The 16,845-nt window shown below is 64.8% G+C and carries 16 protein-coding genes and 1 riboswitch; of the genes, 3 read left to right on the plus strand and 13 right to left on the minus strand.

Translation table 11 applies throughout. From position 1 onward, the window contains the following. Positions 1-101 precede the first annotated feature (101 nt). A complete protein-coding gene (locus ACQR1B_RS05245) occupies positions 102-911 on the plus strand; it encodes an SDR family oxidoreductase (RefSeq protein WP_434834344.1) in 810 nt (269 codons plus the stop codon). 192 nt (positions 912-1,103) lie between these two features. Here ACQR1B_RS05245 and boxB read toward each other — a convergent pair whose 3' ends face one another. From boxB to ACQR1B_RS05265, 4 genes are all read right to left on the minus strand, one after another. After that, complete coding sequence (gene boxB / locus ACQR1B_RS05250; protein WP_434834343.1) at positions 1,104-2,555, minus strand: benzoyl-CoA 2,3-epoxidase subunit BoxB; 1,452 nt, start codon at positions 2,553-2,555, stop codon at positions 1,104-1,106. A 114-nt stretch (positions 2,556-2,669) separates the two neighbouring features. Continuing rightward, positions 2,670-4,358: a 2,3-epoxybenzoyl-CoA dihydrolase gene (gene boxC, locus ACQR1B_RS05255; RefSeq protein WP_434834342.1), complete on the minus strand. Its 1,689-nt coding sequence runs from the start codon at positions 4,356-4,358 to the stop codon at positions 2,670-2,672. 96 nt (positions 4,359-4,454) lie between these two features. Next, positions 4,455-5,258: an alpha/beta fold hydrolase gene (locus ACQR1B_RS05260; protein WP_434834341.1), complete on the minus strand. Its 804-nt coding sequence runs from the start codon at positions 5,256-5,258 to the stop codon at positions 4,455-4,457. Positions 5,259-5,524: 266 nt separating this feature from the next. After that, positions 5,525-7,042, minus strand: a complete 1,518-nt coding sequence (locus tag ACQR1B_RS05265; RefSeq protein WP_434834439.1) for a benzoate-CoA ligase family protein — start codon at positions 7,040-7,042, stop codon at positions 5,525-5,527. A gap of 128 nt (positions 7,043-7,170) precedes the next feature. Between ACQR1B_RS05265 and ACQR1B_RS05270 the strand changes: the two genes are divergently transcribed. Then, entirely contained in the window at positions 7,171-8,094 is a 924-nt protein-coding gene (locus ACQR1B_RS05270; RefSeq protein ID WP_434834340.1) for a helix-turn-helix transcriptional regulator, read from the plus strand. 7 nt (positions 8,095-8,101) lie between these two features. On the opposite strand, the gene ACQR1B_RS05275 is transcribed toward ACQR1B_RS05270, so the two are convergent. The 7 genes from ACQR1B_RS05275 to ACQR1B_RS05305 form a co-directional block, all read right to left on the minus strand. Next, positions 8,102-9,424, minus strand: coding sequence for a lipase family protein (locus ACQR1B_RS05275; RefSeq protein ID WP_434834339.1), 1,323 nt, complete (start codon positions 9,422-9,424; stop codon positions 8,102-8,104). Positions 9,425-9,520: 96 nt separating this feature from the next. Then, complete coding sequence (locus ACQR1B_RS05280) at positions 9,521-10,126, minus strand: hypothetical protein (protein ID WP_434834338.1); 606 nt, start codon at positions 10,124-10,126, stop codon at positions 9,521-9,523. Between the two features lie 209 nt (positions 10,127-10,335). Continuing rightward, entirely contained in the window at positions 10,336-10,713 is a 378-nt protein-coding gene (locus ACQR1B_RS05285) for a hypothetical protein (RefSeq protein ID WP_434834438.1), read from the minus strand. Positions 10,714-10,850: 137 nt separating this feature from the next. Further along, positions 10,851-12,056, minus strand: coding sequence for an agmatinase family protein (locus ACQR1B_RS05290; protein ID WP_434834337.1), 1,206 nt, complete (start codon positions 12,054-12,056; stop codon positions 10,851-10,853). 29 nt (positions 12,057-12,085) lie between these two features. Then, a complete protein-coding gene (locus tag ACQR1B_RS05295) occupies positions 12,086-12,859 on the minus strand; it encodes an ABC transporter ATP-binding protein (protein WP_434834336.1) in 774 nt (257 codons plus the stop codon). Beyond that, positions 12,859-13,680 carry an ABC transporter permease gene (locus ACQR1B_RS05300; protein WP_434834335.1) on the minus strand — a complete coding sequence of 274 codons (822 nt, stop codon included), beginning with the start codon at positions 13,678-13,680 and terminating at the stop codon, positions 12,859-12,861. Before ACQR1B_RS05300 ends, ACQR1B_RS05295 begins: the two co-directional genes overlap by 1 nt. 147 nt (positions 13,681-13,827) lie before the next feature. Then, positions 13,828-14,898 carry a putative urea ABC transporter substrate-binding protein gene (locus tag ACQR1B_RS05305; RefSeq protein ID WP_434834334.1) on the minus strand — a complete coding sequence of 357 codons (1,071 nt, stop codon included), beginning with the start codon at positions 14,896-14,898 and terminating at the stop codon, positions 13,828-13,830. Between the two features lie 74 nt (positions 14,899-14,972). Continuing rightward, positions 14,973-15,073, minus strand: a riboswitch (guanidine-I (ykkC/yxkD leader). A 278-nt stretch (positions 15,074-15,351) separates the two neighbouring features. Here ACQR1B_RS05305 and ACQR1B_RS05310 point away from each other — a divergent pair. After that, positions 15,352-15,633, plus strand: coding sequence for a hypothetical protein (locus tag ACQR1B_RS05310; protein WP_434834333.1), 282 nt, complete (start codon positions 15,352-15,354; stop codon positions 15,631-15,633). A 33-nt stretch (positions 15,634-15,666) separates the two neighbouring features. On the opposite strand, the gene ACQR1B_RS05315 is transcribed toward ACQR1B_RS05310, so the two are convergent. Further along, positions 15,667-15,819 carry a transporter gene (locus ACQR1B_RS05315; RefSeq protein WP_434834332.1) on the minus strand — a complete coding sequence of 51 codons (153 nt, stop codon included), beginning with the start codon at positions 15,817-15,819 and terminating at the stop codon, positions 15,667-15,669. 305 nt (positions 15,820-16,124) lie between these two features. Then, positions 16,125-16,829 carry an ABC transporter ATP-binding protein gene (locus tag ACQR1B_RS05320; RefSeq protein ID WP_434834437.1) on the minus strand — a complete coding sequence of 235 codons (705 nt, stop codon included), beginning with the start codon at positions 16,827-16,829 and terminating at the stop codon, positions 16,125-16,127. Positions 16,830-16,845: the final 16 nt, after the last annotated feature.

Genomic DNA, 16,845 nt, shown 5'->3' on the forward strand with positions numbered 1-16,845 from the left:
CTCCGACTGATTGCGGCGCGATCGTGCGACTGCGTCTCACTTGACAGTGCCGCTGCGCCACGCCCACAAGCGCAATCGACAATCAATCAAAGGGAGGCGTCATGCTCAGGAACCTGTTCTCGCTCGAGGGGCGCATCGCGCTCGTCACCGGCGGCTCGCGCGGCATCGGCAGGATGATCGCGACCGGCCTGCTCGCCCATGGCGCGGCGCGGGTCTACATCACCGCGCGCAAGGCCGGCCCGTGCGAGGAGACGGCCAAGGCGCTGTCGGCCGAGTATGAAGGCGAATGCATCGCGCTTCCGATCGACATCTCGACGATGGCCGGCATCGACATGCTTGCGAGTGAGATCAAGACGCGCGAGCCGAAGCTCGACATCCTCGTCAACAATGCGGGCGCGGCCTGGGGCGCCGACTTCGACGAATTTCCCGAGAGCGGCTGGGACAAGGTGATGAACCTCAACCTCAAGACGCCGTTCTTCCTGACCAAGGCGCTCGCAGCTCCCCTGCGTGCGGCGGCCAGCGCCGAACGGCCGGCGAAGGTCATCAACATCGCCTCGATCGACGGCATCTTCGTCAACCCGCTCGAGACGTATTCCTATGCGGCGAGCAAGTCCGGACTGATCCATCTGACGCGGCGGATGGCGGCCAAGTTGATCCACGACCACATCGTGGTGACGGCGATCGCGCCGGGTCCGTTCAAGTCGGACATGAACAAGGCGGCGCGCGACAACGCCGACGAGGTCGCCTCGCGCGTGCCGGCCGGCCGCATCGGCACCGACGAGGACATGGCAGGCACCGCGATCTTCCTCGCCTCGCGCGCGGGGGACTACGTGGTCGGGAATACGATCGCAGTGGACGGCGGCATCGTCTACGCGAACCCGGGCATTCCCGGCGCGGGATGGGATAGTTGAGGCCAAGACTGCAACTACACAACCAGTGTCGTCCCTGCGAACGCAGGGACCCATAACCACCGCTGACAATCTTAGCGCACGGCGACTGCCACAACGCTCACACCGCGAGATCACTCGGTATGGGTCCCGGGTCGGCGCCCGACGCCGCTGCCGCGGCGTCAGGCTTGCCCGGGACGACACCTGTGTTGAGGATCAGGTCTCGATCTTGACGTACTCGAAGTCGCCCGGCTTGTTGTCGATGCCGACCTTCGGCGGGGCGATCCAGGAGGCGTATTCGCCGATCTCGGTGACGGGCTTCATCAGCGAGGCGATGTAGGCACCGTCGTCGGTCGACGGCAGCCAGTCGCCCTTGCGCTTCGCCCACGTGCCCTCGTCGATCAGGATGCCATCCGGCGTCGCATGGATGTCCTTGAACTCACCGATCGCGCGATGGAAGGCGGTGTGCGGCAGCTTGAGCTCGAACTGGTAGCCGGCCGCGGTGATGATCTTGTTCCAGCGCAGCAGACCCTTGATGCAGTCCTGCGAGTAGTCGTCGCGCAGGCGCATGTTGAGCGCGGTCAGCGCCGGCTCGTCGACCCGCTTGATCTCGCCGTCGACGAACTTCAGCACCGGATAGGTCGCGTTCTTGAGCTGGTGATCGTCCTGGATCTGGGTCTCGTGATAGCGGCCCTTGATGCCCGAATTGAAGGCGTTGGCGGCATTGGTCGAGACCTCCGAGCCGAACAGATCGAGTGACAGCGTGTAGTGCAGGTTCAGCTTCTTCTGGATGGTCGGCAGGTCGATCACGCCGAGCGCGCGGACCTTGGCGATGTCGGAGGGATCATCGATGCCGGCAGCGCGCATCGCTTCCACCGTGCGCTGGATGACGCGGCCGACGCCGGTCTCGCCGACGAACATGTGGTGCGCCTCTTCGGTCAGCATGAAGCGGCAAGTGCGCGACAGCGGATCGAAGCCGGACTGCGCGAGCGAGTGCAGCTGCATCTTGCCGTCGCGGTCGGTGAAATAGGTGAACATGAAGAAGGACAGCCAGTCCGGCGTCTTCTCGTTGAAGGCGCCGAGCATGCGCGGAGAATCCGCGTCGCCCGAGCGGCGGCGCAGCAACTCGTCGGCCTCCTCGCGGCCATCGCGGCCGAAATATTTCTGCAGCAGATAGACCATCGCCCAGAGGTGACGGCCCTCCTCGACGTTGACCTGGAACAGATTGCGCATGTCGTAGAGCGACGGCGCGGTCTTGCCGAGATGGCGCTGCTGCTCGACCGAGGCCGGCTCGGTGTCGCCCTGGATCACGATCAGGCGGCGCATCAGCGCGCGGTATTCGCCGGGGACCTCCTGCCACGCCGGCTCGCCGTAATGCTCGCCGAACGGGATCTTGCGGTCTTCTTCCTGCGGGGCGAGGAGAATGCCCCAGCGATAGTCGGGCATCTTGACGTAGTCGAACTTGGCCCAGCCGCGCGGATCGACCGAATAGGCCGTGCGCAGGTACACCAGCGACTGCTGGAAGCCCTCGGGCCCCATGTCGTTCCACCAGTCGACATAGCCCGGATGCCAGCCTTCCAGCGCCTTCAGGACCTGACGGTCCTCGGCGAGATTCACGTTGTTCGGAATCTTGGTCGAGTAGTCGACGTTCATGATGTTCATGTTCATGGAGACCTCCCGGGGGCTTTGATCTGTTGGAGGCGAGCAGCGAATGGCGAGTAGCGAATGGCGCTTCGCTACATTCTTCCCTAGTCGCTATTCGCCACTCCCTATTCGCTTCCCTTACACGCGCGTCATATCGTAGCTCGGCCGCTCGCCGGTGCCGTAGCGCCGGAGCGCGCCCTCCTCGCCGACCGCGTTGGGACGCTGGAAGATCCAGTTCTGCCAGGCGGTGAGGCGGGCGAAGATCTTCGATTCCATCGTCTCGGGACCGGCGAAGCGCAGATTGGCTTCGAGACCGGTGAGACTGTCCGGCGAGAAGCTGGCGCGTTCCTCGAGGAACACGCGGATCTCGTCCTCCCAGTCGATGTCGTCGAGCGCGAAGGTGACGAGCCCGAGTTCCTCGGCGTCCTCCGCCTCCAGCGGCTTGCCCACATGCTCGTGCACGCGCGCGAGCCCGTTGGGATCGTCAAGGAAACGCGACTGCAGCCGCGTCAGGCCGTGGCTCATCGGATAGGGCCCAAAATTCATCGCCGACAATTCGATCGCCGGCGCCGGCCGGTTGTCGCCCTGGATGGTGCCGATCAGCATGTAAGAGCGGTCGGAGGCGAACACGAGTTCGGCGAGCGTGCCGGCGAAGCAGGAGCCCGGCTCGACCAGCGTCACCAGCGTGCGCGACGTGACGTCGATGCGCTTCAGCACGCGCTTCCAATAGTGCCTGATTTCGTTGACCAGCCAATGCGCCTTGTTGGCTTCGAGGAAGGCATCATGCGCCAGCACCTGCGCGCGGTCGCCATGCGATTTGAACACCAGCATCGCGATGCCGAGCTCGTTGATGCGCAGATGCAGGATGGCGTCATCCAGTTCGCGCGCGACCTGGAGCGGCCAGAACGAAGCGCCCTGCCCGATCATGCCATCGATGTCGGTCGGCGGTGCGGCTTCGGGCGCTGATATCGTGATGGTGGCGATGCGCGCGGCGCGGTCGATGTCGACATTGACGAAGCCGTAGCGCACGCTCGACGCATCGATCACGCGCTTCAGCGGCGTCAGCGCGACGCCCTTGCCGCTGCCGTTGCGCTTGGAGGCGGCCGCGAATTCCTTGGCGCGCTCGGCGACCTTGGCATCGACCTTGGAATTTGGCGCGATCTCGTCGACGAGGCGCCATTGCACGGCGCGCTTGCCCTTGACGCCCTCTTCCGTCGTGCAGAATGCGTCGGCGCGGTCGCGGCGGACCTTGCGCTTGTCGACGACCCGCGTCAGACCGCCGGTGCCCGGCAGCACCGCAAGCAGCGGCACTTCCGGCAGCGACACCGAGGACGAGCCGTCATCGGCGAGGATGATGTGGTCGGTGGCGAGCGCGAGCTCATAGCCGCCGCCGGCTGCGGTGCCGTTGACGACGGTGATGAAGCGCTGGCCGGAATTCTCGGATGAGTCCTCGAAGCCGTTGCGGGTCTCGTTGGTGAACTTGCAGAAGTTCACCTTGTGGGCGTGGGTGGCGCCGGCGAGCATGCGGATGTTGGCGCCGGCGCAGAACACGCGCGGCTTGGCCGAGCGCAGCACGACGACCTTCACCTCGGGATGCTCGAAGCGCAGACGCTGGACGGCATCCGCCAGTTCGATGTCGACGCCGAGATCATAGGAATTGAGCTTGAGCTGGTAGCCCTCGAACAGGCCGCCATTCTCGTCGACGTCCATGGCGAGCGTCGCCACCTCGCCGTCGATCGAGAGCTTCCAATGCCTGTAGCGGGAGGGATCAGTCTGGAAATCGATGAACGTCTTGCCTCCCGCGAGCACGCGGTCTTCCCCGGCCATGAGTCACCCTTGCGTTGGAGTGCTTATCGTTGAGATGCACAATAATTCATGTTTTGGCTGGCGTCTACGCCGAAAAGCCGAAACATGCACTTTGTTTCATGTTTGTGATACCGGCGCCGGCAAGGTGGCCGCCGCGAATTCGGCAATGACCCGCAGGGTGGCCTCGGGCGCCTCACGGTGCGGGGAATGGCCGACTTTCGGCAGCATGGCCACCTCGACCGGGCAATAGCACTCCTCCTGGATGATCTCGACCTGGCGGGCCGTGCCGTACTGGTCATCGACGCCCTGGATGACGGCCACGGGGACGCGGATGTAGGCGAGCTCGGTGGTAATGTCCCAGGACCGGAACGCCGGATCGAGCCAAGCGCCGTTCCAGCCACGGAATGCGTTGTCGACGTCCTTGTGCCAGCGCGCCAGCCTGGCGGGCAGATCGGTGGTCTCGTAGGTGGTCTTGATCGCGGCGATGGCAGAGACCGAGACGTCCTCGACGATGACATGCGGCGCGATCAGCACGATGCCGTCGAGACGATGGTCGGCGCGGCTGCCGGCATAGATCGCGGCGATCGAGGCGCCATCGGAGTGGCCGACCAGCAGGCCGCGCTGGAAACCGATCGCGTCGAGCAGCGTCGGCAGCACCTCGCGCGCCTCGCGCTGCATGTAGTCGAGGGGACGCGGCAAGGTCACCGGGCTGGAGGCGCCATAGCCGGCGCGGGAATAGGCGAATACGGAAGCGCCGGTCGCGGCTTGCAGCTTGTCGGGGAAGTCGCCCCACAGGCCGACAGAGCCGAGGCCTTCATGCAGCAGCACGATGCATGGAGCGTCGGACGGCTGCGGACCGATCAGGCGGTATTCGAGCTGGGCGCCGTCGATGGTGAGGAAGCCAGATGCAGCCAAGGTCATCGCGATCTCCGCACTGAATGAGGTCGTATGAAGGAAGGTGCCATCCCGGCGCGCTCGGTGCTCGCCTCTCCCCGCGCGCGGGGAGAGGTCGGATGGCATCGCCAGATGCCATCCGGGTGAGGGGGGCTCTCCGCACGGTCGGCGCTTGTGGCTGACCCGGAGAGATCTAACAAATCGCACCACCCGTGCGGCTGCCCCTCACCCCAACCCTCTCCCCGTGAAGAACGGGGAGAGGGAGCGCAGTGCCGCCCGGGCGAGATATCGTTCTAATTAGCGCCCTCGCGCAGCTTGAAGCGCTGGATCTTGCCGGTCGCGGTCTTCGGCAAGGAGTCCACCACCTCGATCCAGCGCGGATATTTCCACGGGCCGATCTTCTGCTTGACGTGGTCCTTCAACGCCTCGTGAAGGGTGGAGCGATCGACGCTCGGGCGCAGCACGACATAGGCTTTCGGCTTGAGCAGCCCCTCCGGATCGGCCTCCGGCACCACGGCAGCCTCCAGCACCGACGGATGCGTGATCAGCGCGCTCTCGACCTCGAACGGCGACACCCAGATGCCGGAGACCTTGAACATGTCGTCGGAGCGGCCGCAGAAGGTGTAGCGGCCCTCGGCGTCGCGGACATATTTGTCGCCGGTGCGCGTCCAATAGCCCTCGAACGTCGAGCGGGTCTTGTGGCGCTGATTCCAATAGCCCTCGCCGGCCGAGGGCGCATGCACCAGCATCTCGCCGACCTCGCCGTCCGGCACGCCCTCGCCGGCCTCGTTGACGAGGCGGACCTGATAGCCCGGCACCGGACGGCCAGAGGAGCCGTATTTGATGTCGCCGGGCGCGTTCGACAGGAAGATGTGCAAGAGCTCGGTGGAGCCGACGCCGTCGAGAATGTCGACACCGAAACGCGCGCGCCACGCATTGCCGACCGACTCGGGAAGCGCCTCGCCGGCCGAGGTGCAGATGCGCAAGCCGCTGCCGGCAGTTTCGTGACGCAGCGACTCGTCATGCAGCATCGCCGCGAACAAGGTCGGCACGCCATAGAAGATGGTGGGGTTGTAGCGGTTGAGCAGCTTGAACATCAGCGCCGGCGTCGGCCGCTCGGAATTGAGGATCGTGGTGGCGCCGACCGAGAGCGGGAAGGTCAGCGCGTTGCCGAGGCCGTAGGCGAAGAACAGCTTTGCTGCGGAGAGGCAGGTGTCGCTCTCGCGAATGCCGAGCACCTGTTTGGCGTAGGTCTCGGCGGTGGCGGCGAGATTGCCGTGCAGGTGGCGCACGCCCTTGGGCATGCCGGTCGAGCCGGAGGAATACAGCCAGAACGCCGGCTCGTCCTCGTGGGTCGCCACCGTCTCGAACTGATCGCTCTCGCGCGCGAGCTCCTCAGCCAGCAGCTTGTGGCCGAAGGCGTTCGTGCCGGACACGACGACGCAGTCGAGATCGGGCATCCGCCCGACGATATCCTTCACGGCAGGATACAGTGCCTCGGAGACGAACAGCACCCGGGCGCGGCAATCCGCGAGCACATAAGCGTATTGCTCCGAGGTCAGCAGCGTGTTGAGCGGCACCGGGACGATGCCGGCGCGCATGCTGCCGAGAAAGACGGATGGGAAATCCACCGTGTCGAGCATGATCATTGCCACGCGCTCCTCGCGGCGGACGCCGAGGCGGCGCAGCATGTTGGCGACGCGGCAGCTCTGCTGCTGCAAAGCGCGATAGCTCAGCTCGGAGACCGTGTCCGTGTAGGCAAGCTTGTCGCCACGGCCCGCCTCGACATTGCGGTCCAGCAACCACGACACCGCATTGTACGATTTCACGGCATTTCTCCCCGGATTTTTGCATTATAATTCATAGAAGGCCACTATCGGCGCTTGCTGTCAATCCCGCCCGGCATTATGTTTCCGATTCACATGAGTGTCACAGCCATATGACGCTACCCAGCGACGCCGCGCGAGACGACGACGGCCAGTCTGCGGCCGAGACCGACTTCCTCGACCAGCTGGGCCAGCGGGTGCGGCGGATGCGCGGCCTCGCCGGCATGTCGCGCAAGGTGCTGGCCGAGGTCTCCGGTATTTCCGAACGCTATATTGCCCAGCTCGAAAGCGGCAAAGGCAACGTCTCGATCGTGCTACTGCGCCGGATTGCCAATGCCATCAACGCGCCGCTCGACGACATCATTCCCGGTGGTGAGCCGTCCCAGGACTGGCCCGTGATCCGTGATCTCCTGAAGAAGGCGAGCGCGAGCCAGATCGCGCAGGTCAAGGAGTTGCTGGCGGGCGGCCCGTCGGCGCCGCTGCGGCGCACGTTCTCCGGCATTGCCCTGATCGGACTGCGCGGCGCCGGCAAGTCCACGCTCGGCCGGATGCTGGCGGAGCGGATCGGCTGGAGCTTCGTCGAGCTCAACAAGGAGATCGAGCGGCAGAACGGGCTCTCGGTCGCCGAGATCATCGCGCTGTACGGCCAGGAAGGCTTTCGCCGCATGGAGCAGGCCGCGCTGGTGCAGTTGCTCGCACGCAACGAACTGATGGTGCTGGCGACCGGCGGCGGCATCGTCTCCGAGCCCGTCACCTTCGACCTCATCCTCAATGCGTTCTACACGATCTGGCTCAAGGCCGAGCCGGAGGAGCACATGGCCCGCGTGCGCCGCCAGGGCGATTTGCGCCCGATGGCCGACGACCGCTCGGCGATGGCCGAGCTGCGCAACATCCTGGCCAGCCGCGAGCCGCTCTATGCCCGCGCCAATGCGGTGGTCGATACGGCGGGACTTACGGTGGATGCGGCGGCCGCGCGGCTCAGCGACGCGGTGAAGCCGGTGATTGCGAATGAGGCCAGGATGTTTGCGCGCGGGTGACTGACGCTCAGAGGTGAGCGACGCGCTGCCTGCGAACTTTCGAGGATCCGAGCTTGAGCTTCTGATGCGAACGCATCGACACCAGCCGTGCGGTCGAACCGTCCAGCCGCGTCCGCCATCCCGGCGGCAGCGCATCTGGCGAGACCGCCACGGTCGTTCGCGCGCGAACATGTGTCGAGGCGTAGCGCGTCGGCTGCTGGCCATCGGCCATCGACACCAGCACGTCGCCATCCTCACCAGGCGGCTCGTATCTCAACCTGCAGTCCACGGGCGACGGTGGCACCTGATAGGTCTTCAGGCGATCGCCGTCATAGGATAGCTCGACCGTCTTGACGGCGAGCGGGCGAATCCCATGAAGGTTCAGCAGTCCGGAGCCCGGGACTGCGTCGACCTTGACGGTCCTGACGAACGGGCCGCAGGTCGAACTCGCCGACGGATATTCCTGGACCGCCCAGCGCGGCCACGCCAGGATCTCGCCCTCCTGATAGATGCGATCGATCACGAGTTGCTGGGAGTTGGCGGTGCGGATCGTCTTGGCGAGCAGATGCGCGCCGGTTACGGGCGAGGGATCGAACGCAAACACCTTCACGATCTTCGGGCCGTTCGGGTCGTGAGCGAGCGCGACGAACTGCGCCAGGCCGCCGCCGAGCGAATGCCCCGTCGATACGATCTGCGGCTTCCTCCGCGCCACACGGTAGCAGTCGAGACCCTGAATCACGCCAAGAATGCCGTCGATGTTGCGGCGCAGTTGTTGATAGTAGTCATCGTAGGGCGAATAGAAGCGGTTGGCGTTCGACAGCCAGTCGCCGGTGCTGAGGCCGACAGTACCGCGAAACACGAGATTGACTTCGCTGCACGCAGTGTGATCGACGGCCGGCGAACGCTTGCGGGCCCAGACCTGGAAGGCGGGCCCGCTGCCGAACTCCCATCCCCGGTTCTTGAAGGCTGCCTGACATGCGGCATCGGTGGGCACGACGCACGTCAACGGCCTGTCGCTTCCGAACTGATATTGCCATCCCTTCAGCGCGGCTTGGCCGAACGGGGCAGCCTTTGGCTCGAAGATGTTGCCGACCACGAAATTGACGTCGGCGCCAACTCCGTCATCGTCCTGCTTGAACCTGTAGCGGTCGAGATCATCGATCGCGAGATAGGCCGCCGCGGCCTGGATGGCATAGGGCGCATAGTAGCGCGCGTATTTCACGAATGGTGAGGCCTTGATCCGCTGGACGTCTTCATCGGACGCCTTCTGCGCATGGGCCGGGCAGGCGATCAGCAATCCAAGGAAGATCGAAATGACAAGGTGTGCCGCCGAAATGAATTTTCTGCGCATTGCAGCATCTCACGATTGAAATCAATCTGGGGATGCATATGAACACGACCGCTCGCGAGCGGCAATATGGTTCGACCGGGGCGCTGCTGCAGAACCCTACCCTGACACCCGTTCACCCTGCTGCGGTGACGTCCGCCTGCCCGCCACGAGCAACGCGACGACGAACACGAGAAACGCCACCAAGGCCACGGGGGCCCCGATGAAGACATTCCAGCCGATCCGCACGGCTTCATGCGCGGGATCGCCGACGTCTCCGCCGTAGATTCTGCACCAGGGCGGAATACCGCCCTCATTGGGATGGCACTCGGCGTTCACCAGTGGCGAGATCGACAACATCGGCCCGAAATAGGGAAGCACCGCCAGCGGGAGGCTCGTTGCCAGCGCAAGCAGAATGCGGCTCCAACGCCGCCGCCATCCCCGGACGATCGCCAGGTAGCACAGGGCCAGCCATACCGCGGAGAGACCGAACGAGAAGCCGATCGCAACCATGGAGCCGGCCCGGAGCGCGCCGCGGATCAGGGCGCTGGCCGCGAGCGGGCCAAGATGGCAAGGCGCGTTGGCGGAGGGCTCGCAGCCGCCCAGCTGCGCACCGAAGGAGACGAGCCATATCGCAATTTCGGGGAGGAATGGAATCAGCACGAGCGCAAGGAGAGCGAATCTCCAGCGCCCGCCGCCACCGCTCCCCTCAGAGTTCGTCTCCATGGGCTCTGCTGTTAGCCAAATCGCGCCCTGGTTGCAATGTCTCCGTAGCAAGCCCCGGGGCAGACGTGGGGACTGGGACTGCGCCGTGAGTCCGAACGGCGCGATCCGCTAGAGCATGATCCGGAAAGATGGAAACCGGTTTTCCGAAAAGATCATGCTCGAACACAGAGATGAGATCATGATTCAATTCCGAGGAAGCGCATCATAATCTAGCCCCGCGTCTCCATCTCCCGCAGCTCGGCATAGCTCAACGACGTCAGGCCCGCGCCGTCGAAAAAGATGAAGCGCAGGCGGCGGCGGCGGGAGATGAAGTTCGAGGGCAGCGGATCGTAGCGGAAGGTGCTGCCGCCGAGATGCGGCGTCAGGCTGCCGACGTCGGTGAGCGCGTCGATCTCCACGCGCAGCAGCTTGAGGCTTTCGCCGTCGCGCAGGATCTCGAACGGCACACGGGCCAATCTGAGAAAGCTGGTCGGATCCGGCGCGGCGATGAAGCCGTCGACGAACGCCGCCTCGACCTTGTCGAGATCGGGCTCGAGCACCGGTGCGGGCTTGGCGCCTTCCGGCTGATGCGGCGTCTGCCACTGCACCGGCGAGCGGCCGTGCGCATGGTTGTGCCCGGGCCCGTGCGGCGGGTGATCATGGTCGTGATGATGGTCATGGCCATGATCGTGGTGGTGATCATGGGGATGGCCGTGATGGTGGTGGTGGTGGCGCATCGCGGGCCTCAATAGCTGACGGGCTTGTTGATGATGTGCTTATGGCTGCCGAGCTTGCCGTGGGCGACCATCGAGCCCAGCGCCTCGACGACGACGCGGACGCCGATCAGCGCGGTGATATCCGAGGTGTCGTAGGGCGGCGAGACCTCGACCACTTCCAGCCCGCACAGGCCCTCGGCTGCGACGAGTCCCAGAAGCTTCAGCGCCTCGCGCGGAAGGAAGCCGCCGGGCTCCGGCCAGCCGGTGCCGGGCACGAAACCGCAATCAATGGAATCGACGTCGAACGAGATGTAGACGGCGTCGGCATCCTTCCAGGCCAGCTCCAGCGCGATCTCGGCGGTCTTCTCCAGGCCGATCTTCTCGATATCGGCGATGGTCAGCACGTTGGTGTTGCGCTTGCGCGCGACCTCGACGCCCTCGCGCGGCACCTGCCAGCCGCCGATGCCGAGCTGCACCAGATTGGTCGGCGACACGTTCGGCAGGTTGGTCGCCCAGTACCACGGCGTGGTGTGCATGCGCTCGTCGAGATCCTTTTCCTGGATGTCGATGTGGCGGTCGAAATGGATGATGCCGATGCGCTTGTCGGTGCATTGCGCGATGCCGCGCACGCAGGGAAAGCCGATCGAGTGGTCGCCGCCGAGCATGATCGGCAGCGCGCCGGACGAGGCCACATGCGCGACGCCGCGGCTGATCTGGTCGAAGCTCTTTTCCAGATTCGCAGGAATCGTGAAGACATCGCCGGCATCGCACAGCGTCATCTGCTCGCGCAGGTCGACGCCGAGCTCGTAATTGTAGGGCGTGTAGAGCGCGGAGATGCGGCGGATGCCCTGCGGCCCGAAGCGGGTGCCGGGGCGATAGGTCGTGCCGGAATCGAACGGGATGCCGATCACCGCGGCGTCGTATTTGCCCACGTCGCGGACGTTCTCGACATAGGGCGCCTTCATGAAGGTGTTGATCCCCGCGAAATGCGGTAGCTCGCCGCGCGCGAAGGTCGGGATGTCGCGATCCGTCAGCGTGTCGGCGCCGGGCAGGCCCATATCGAGCGCCCATTGCCGCTCCTTGCGCCAGCCGTTCGTCGGCAGCTTGCCCTCGGCCTCCAGCGCCTGCCAGCCCTGCGTGGCCATCTTGTCAAAGTCCGGATGGTGACGGCGCAGGCTCTGGCGCTGCGGCTGCAAGCCGGCACGGCGGGTGCGCCGCATGGCGGGGAATGACATGGAATTCTCCTTCGTTTCTTCTGGTGCAGTTATTGCGCCGCGTGCACGCTGGCGCGGATGAATCCGAGCACGGGTACGGCGCTGTCGCGGGTGAGATCGAGGTCGTAGGTGATGCGCGCGCCGAATCGTTCAGGCGCTTGCGGGTCCTTGCGCGGCCGGTCGAGCGCGATCAGCCGCGTTGCGAGGCCGAACGCCTCCTTGATGTCGTGGGTGACCATCACAATGGTCATCCGGTGCTCGTGCCACAGCGGCTTGATCAGCGCGTGCATCTGGGCGCGGGTGCCGGGATCGAGCGCGCCGAACGGCTCGTCGAGCAGCAGCACGCGCGGCTGCTTCGCCAATGCCTGCGCAATCGCCAGCCGCTGCTGCATGCCGCCCGACAGCGCGCTCGGATATTTGTCGCCGTGAGGACCAAGCCCGACCGCATTGAGCAGCGCGCGGCTCTTCTCCAGCGCTTCTTTGCGCGCCGTGCCGAACAGGCGCGCTGTGAACGGACTGGCGGCGAGCTCATAGCCGAGCAGGACGTTGCCGAGCACGGTGAGATGCGGGAACACCGAGTAGCGCTGGAAGACGATGCCGCGATCGGGTCCGGGTTCGGCGGGAAACGGCTGGCCATCGAGCAGAACGGCGCCCTGGCTCGGTTTCTCCTGGCCGAGGATCAGACGCAGGAACGTGCTTTTGCCCGCGCCTGACGGACCGACGATCGACAGGAACGTGCCGGAGGCAATCTCGATATTGATGCGCTCGAGCACGACCTGGTTGCCGTACTCGACCCAGACGTTGCGGAAGGACAGCGTGCTCATCAGCGCGAGCCCTGCTGGTAGGCCCAGGGGAATGCGCGCTGCCCGATCCAGACCAGAGCTAGATCGAACACATAGGCGAGCAGCGTGATCCAGACGACGTAGGGCAGGATCACGTCCATCGACAAATAGCGCCTGACCAGGAAGACGCGATAGCCGAGCCCGACATCGGAGGCGATCGCCTCCGCCGAGATCAAAAACAGGAAGGCGGGGCCGATCATCAGCCGCAAACACTTGATCAGGCGGGGCATGGCCTGCGGCAGCACCACGCGGATCGCGACCTGCCAGGTCGACGCGCCCAGGGTCTGCGCCTTGATCAGTTGCTCGCGCGGCATGCTCTGCACCTCGAGCGACAGGTCGCGGACCAGGGTCGGCGTGACGCCGATGACGATCAGCACCACCTTGGACAATTCACCGAGGCCGAACACGATGAACAGCACCGGCAGCACCGCCATCGGCGGGATCATCGACAGCACCGCGACGAGCGTGCCAAAGCCGGCCCCTGCGATGGGGAGCAGGCCGATCGCAAGGCCGAGGGTAAGGCCGATGACAGCGGAAATGCCGAGGCCGAGCGCGAGGCGCTGCAGACTCGCCGCCGTGTCCGACCACAGCACGTAGTCGCCGGAGCGCCGGTCGGGCTCGATCGCGAGCCGCTTCGATGTCGCGACCATCTCCGAGACCGGCGGCAACAGCTTGTCGTCGGGATTGTCCGCGCGCCGCTGCGCCGAGCCGACCACGTAGATCAGCGCGATCAGCAGGAACGGCAGCAACGCCAGCAGCAGCCGGCTGCCCCGGTTTGGAACGACGTTCATGGCACGCGGCATGGAGGCCTCCCTAACTCCTCATGGTGAGGAGGCGCGCCAGCGCCGTCTCGAACCATGAGGCCCCAGCTGGGGCCTCACCCTTCGAGACGCTTGCTGACGCAAGCTCCTCAGGGTGAGGGGTGACGCAGGTGCTCAGCGGAAACGCGATCAGAGCTTGCCTTCGGCCGCCATCTTCATGTAGGTCGGGTCGAAGCGCAGCTTGACGTTGGTCGCGGAGCCCAGCGCTTTCGCCGGCGTCGAGATGCCGACCGAGTCTTTCGACTTCACATTCTCGCCGAGCAGATTGTGGTCGAAGCAGAAGGTGCGGACGTGATCCATGATCTTCGGCAGCTCCGGCCCGGTCATGAAGGCGAGCGCGTCCTTCGGCTCGTAGTACATGAACGTGGTCTTGAGCTGGGCCTCGAAGCCCGCAAGATCGGTGCCCGACAGTTTCGCCATCGCCTCGCGCGCGGCCTTGCCCTTCTCGCCCTGGTCCTTCATCAGCGCGATGGTCTCGTACCAGATGCCGGTCAGCGCCTTGCCGAGTTCCGGATTGTCTTTCAGCGTGGCGCTGTTGACGACCAGGAGATCCTCGATCTCGCCGGGAATGTTGCTGGAGTCGAAGACGAGCGTCGCGCCCGGCTCGGCCTTCACTTCCAGCAGCTGCGGATTCCAGGTGACGACTGCGGTCGTGTCGGGCGACTTCGCCGCCGCGACGATGTCGGCGTCGGACGTGTTGACTGTCTTGATGGCCTTCTCGGACAGCTTCACCGTATCGAGGCCGCGCGCCAGCAGATAATGCGACACCGAGAGTTCGACGAGATTGACCTTCTGGCCCTTGATGTCGGCCAGCGTCTTGCCCTTCTTGAGCACGACGCCGTCATTGCCGTTGGAATAGTCGCCCATGATGATGGCCGACGTATCGACACCACCGGCGGCCGGGATCGTCAGCGCGTCCATGTTGGTGACGGTGACGCCGTCGAACTTGCCGGCCGTGTATTGATTGATCGATTCGACGTAGTCGTTGATCTGGGTGACCTTGATCGAGATGCCGTATTTGTCGGCCCACTTTTTAACGATGCCGGACTCGGCCGCGTAGGGCCACGGCATCCAGCCGACATAGATCGTCCAGGCGATGTTGAATTCCTTCTTCTTCTCAGCGAAGGCCGGCGACAGCGACGTGCTCGCCAGCGTCGTAGCAGCGATCAAGGCAACCAACAGATTTCGCGCTTTTCCCATGTCCAGTCCCTCATCGGTTTTCTGACCGCGGACTGGCATGAACAACCTCGAGCCTGCCAAGCGCGGCCACTGAGGTCTCCCGGGCTTTTATCCCGCCGTGCACCAGGGCTCTCCCCCGGCGGCTGCTCTCGGACCAGCGTTCTCGAGGAGAACCGGAACCCTAGCTGCCAACTCTGAGCACTGAGGTCAGCAATCCCTGTGCCAGAGAAAAATGCTTGCGATTCAAGGAATCCAATCGCAGCATGTGCTCAAAAAATTGGCACCAGGAATTCATCTTGAGCGATGAGGCCGGAGGCAGGCGACGCCATGCGCAGGGCGCATGAACCCGTCGACGCGTACGAACGACCTCATCAGGCCACGTCAGCCGCCTTGGTTCGGAGTCTCGCCGTTATGATCAAGTTCTCGGGGATTGCAGTCACCCTCTTGGCCCTGGGTCTCTCAGCCGGAGCAGCCTTGGCGCAGGGCGCACCGGCCGCAGATGCGCCGGCCCAACCCGCTCCCGCCGCGAGCCCCGCTCCTGCCGGGACGTCTCCCCCTGCGCCACCGCCTGCGGCCTCCCCCGACAAGGCCGGCGACACCAAGCCCGCAAGCGAAGCGACCGCACCGAAGAAGAAGCGGACCCGGACCAGCACGCGCAAGGAAGTTGAGGACTCGCTTCGCAGCGGCACCGTCCCGTCGCGCTACCGCAGCCAGGTACCGAGGGAGTACCAGAAGTACATTCCCTTCGACCGCTGAGATCGGACCCGGCACAGCGCCGGCCGGGCGCGCCTAAGGTGGCGGCGTGAACTTCACGACGATTCCGACGATCAGCATGAAGGCGAGACACAGCACCGTCTCGAGATCGGAGTCACCCGACAAGAAGTTGCGCAGCCCGGATGCGGCCTTTTTCGGCGCCTCGATTCCCAGATGACGCGCACGCATTTGCTCAACCTTTGATAAAAGGAAAAACAAACCACTACCCTGGAGAATAGGCTTCCCTGAGCTGCATCTCAATGCGAAAAAACGGCGCATGGCGGCATGACCGCCGGATTCGCCAGTCCAGCCGCATGCAAACCGAGCGAGTCAACCGCCGTCATTCCGGGGCAAGGCCGCAGGCCTTGAACCCGGAATCTGGAGATTGTTTTGCATCCACTTTCCGCCATCTCGTCATTCCGGGTTCAATCGTCAACGCGTCGTCGCTCCGCGCCTTCGCATTGACGATTGCCCCGGAATGACGGGAGAAACTTTCAGATCCCGAGATAGCGGTGCTGCAGCTCGGGCTCGGCCATCAGTTGCTCCGAGGTCCCGCTCCAAACCGTGCGGCCGCGTTCGATGATCGTGTGGCGGTCGCAGATCCGAGTCAGATGCTCGACGTTCTTGTCGATCACCAGGATCGACTGCCCGCGCGATTTCAGCAGCGACAGGCAATTCCAGATCTCCTCGCGGATCAGCGGCGCCAGCCCCTCGGTCGCCTCGTCGAGGATGAGGAGTTTTGGATTGGTCATCAGCGCCCGGCCGATCGCCAGCATCTGCTGCTCGCCGCCGGAGAGCTGATTGCCCATGTTGCTGCCGCGCTCGGCCAGCCGCGGAAACAGCGCATGGATCTTGTCCAGCGTCCAGGGATCGGCCGCGCCGAGCCGGTTGGTCGAGGCGGCCACGAGATTTTCAGTGACGGTCAGATTCGGGAAGATCTGCCGCCCCTCGGGCACGAGGCCGATGCCGAGCTGCGCGATCCTGTAGGCCGGCAGCCGGCGCGTCTCCTGACCGCTGAAGCGGATGGTCCCCGCGCGGGCCTGGGTGAGGCCCATGATCGAGCGGATGGTGGTGGTCTTGCCCATGCCGTTGCGGCCCATCAGCGACACCATCTCGCCGGGACGGATCGACAAAGATAGACCGAACAGGACCTGGCTCAGGCCGTAGCAGGTCTCGATGCCGTCGACCTCGAGCAGCATGCCGTTCGCTTTCTGA

This window comes from Bradyrhizobium oligotrophicum, assembly GCF_051168495.1.
GTDB lineage: Bacteria > Pseudomonadota > Alphaproteobacteria > Rhizobiales > Xanthobacteraceae > Bradyrhizobium > Bradyrhizobium oligotrophicum_A.

Bases quoted from the DNA above. Each gene is read 5' to 3' on its own strand.
- ACQR1B_RS05260 (WP_434834341.1), bottom strand. From the start codon at position 5,258: ATGACCTTGGCTGCATCTGGCTTCCTCACCATCGACGGCGCCCAGCTC.
- ACQR1B_RS05290 (WP_434834337.1), bottom strand. From the start codon at position 12,056: ATGTCATTCCCCGCCATGCGGCGCACCCGCCGTGCCGGCTTGCAGCCG.
- ACQR1B_RS05305 (WP_434834334.1), bottom strand. From the start codon at position 14,898: ATGGGAAAAGCGCGAAATCTGTTGGTTGCCTTGATCGCTGCTACGACG.
- ACQR1B_RS05275 (WP_434834339.1), bottom strand. From the start codon at position 9,424: ATGCGCAGAAAATTCATTTCGGCGGCACACCTTGTCATTTCGATCTTC.
- boxC (WP_434834342.1), bottom strand. From the start codon at position 4,358: ATGGCCGGGGAAGACCGCGTGCTCGCGGGAGGCAAGACGTTCATCGAT.
- ACQR1B_RS05300 (WP_434834335.1), bottom strand. From the start codon at position 13,680: ATGCCGCGTGCCATGAACGTCGTTCCAAACCGGGGCAGCCGGCTGCTG.
- ACQR1B_RS05315 (WP_434834332.1), bottom strand. From the start codon at position 15,819: ATGCGTGCGCGTCATCTGGGAATCGAGGCGCCGAAAAAGGCCGCATCC.
- ACQR1B_RS05280 (WP_434834338.1), bottom strand. From the start codon at position 10,126: ATGGAGACGAACTCTGAGGGGAGCGGTGGCGGCGGGCGCTGGAGATTC.
- ACQR1B_RS05245 (WP_434834344.1), top strand. From the start codon at position 102: ATGCTCAGGAACCTGTTCTCGCTCGAGGGGCGCATCGCGCTCGTCACC.
- boxB (WP_434834343.1), bottom strand. From the start codon at position 2,555: ATGAACATGAACATCATGAACGTCGACTACTCGACCAAGATTCCGAAC.
- ACQR1B_RS05270 (WP_434834340.1), top strand. From the start codon at position 7,171: ATGACGCTACCCAGCGACGCCGCGCGAGACGACGACGGCCAGTCTGCG.
- ACQR1B_RS05295 (WP_434834336.1), bottom strand. From the start codon at position 12,859: ATGAGCACGCTGTCCTTCCGCAACGTCTGGGTCGAGTACGGCAACCAG.
- ACQR1B_RS05320 (WP_434834437.1), bottom strand. From the start codon at position 16,829: ATGCTGCTCGAGGTCGACGGCATCGAGACCTGCTACGGCCTGAGCCAG.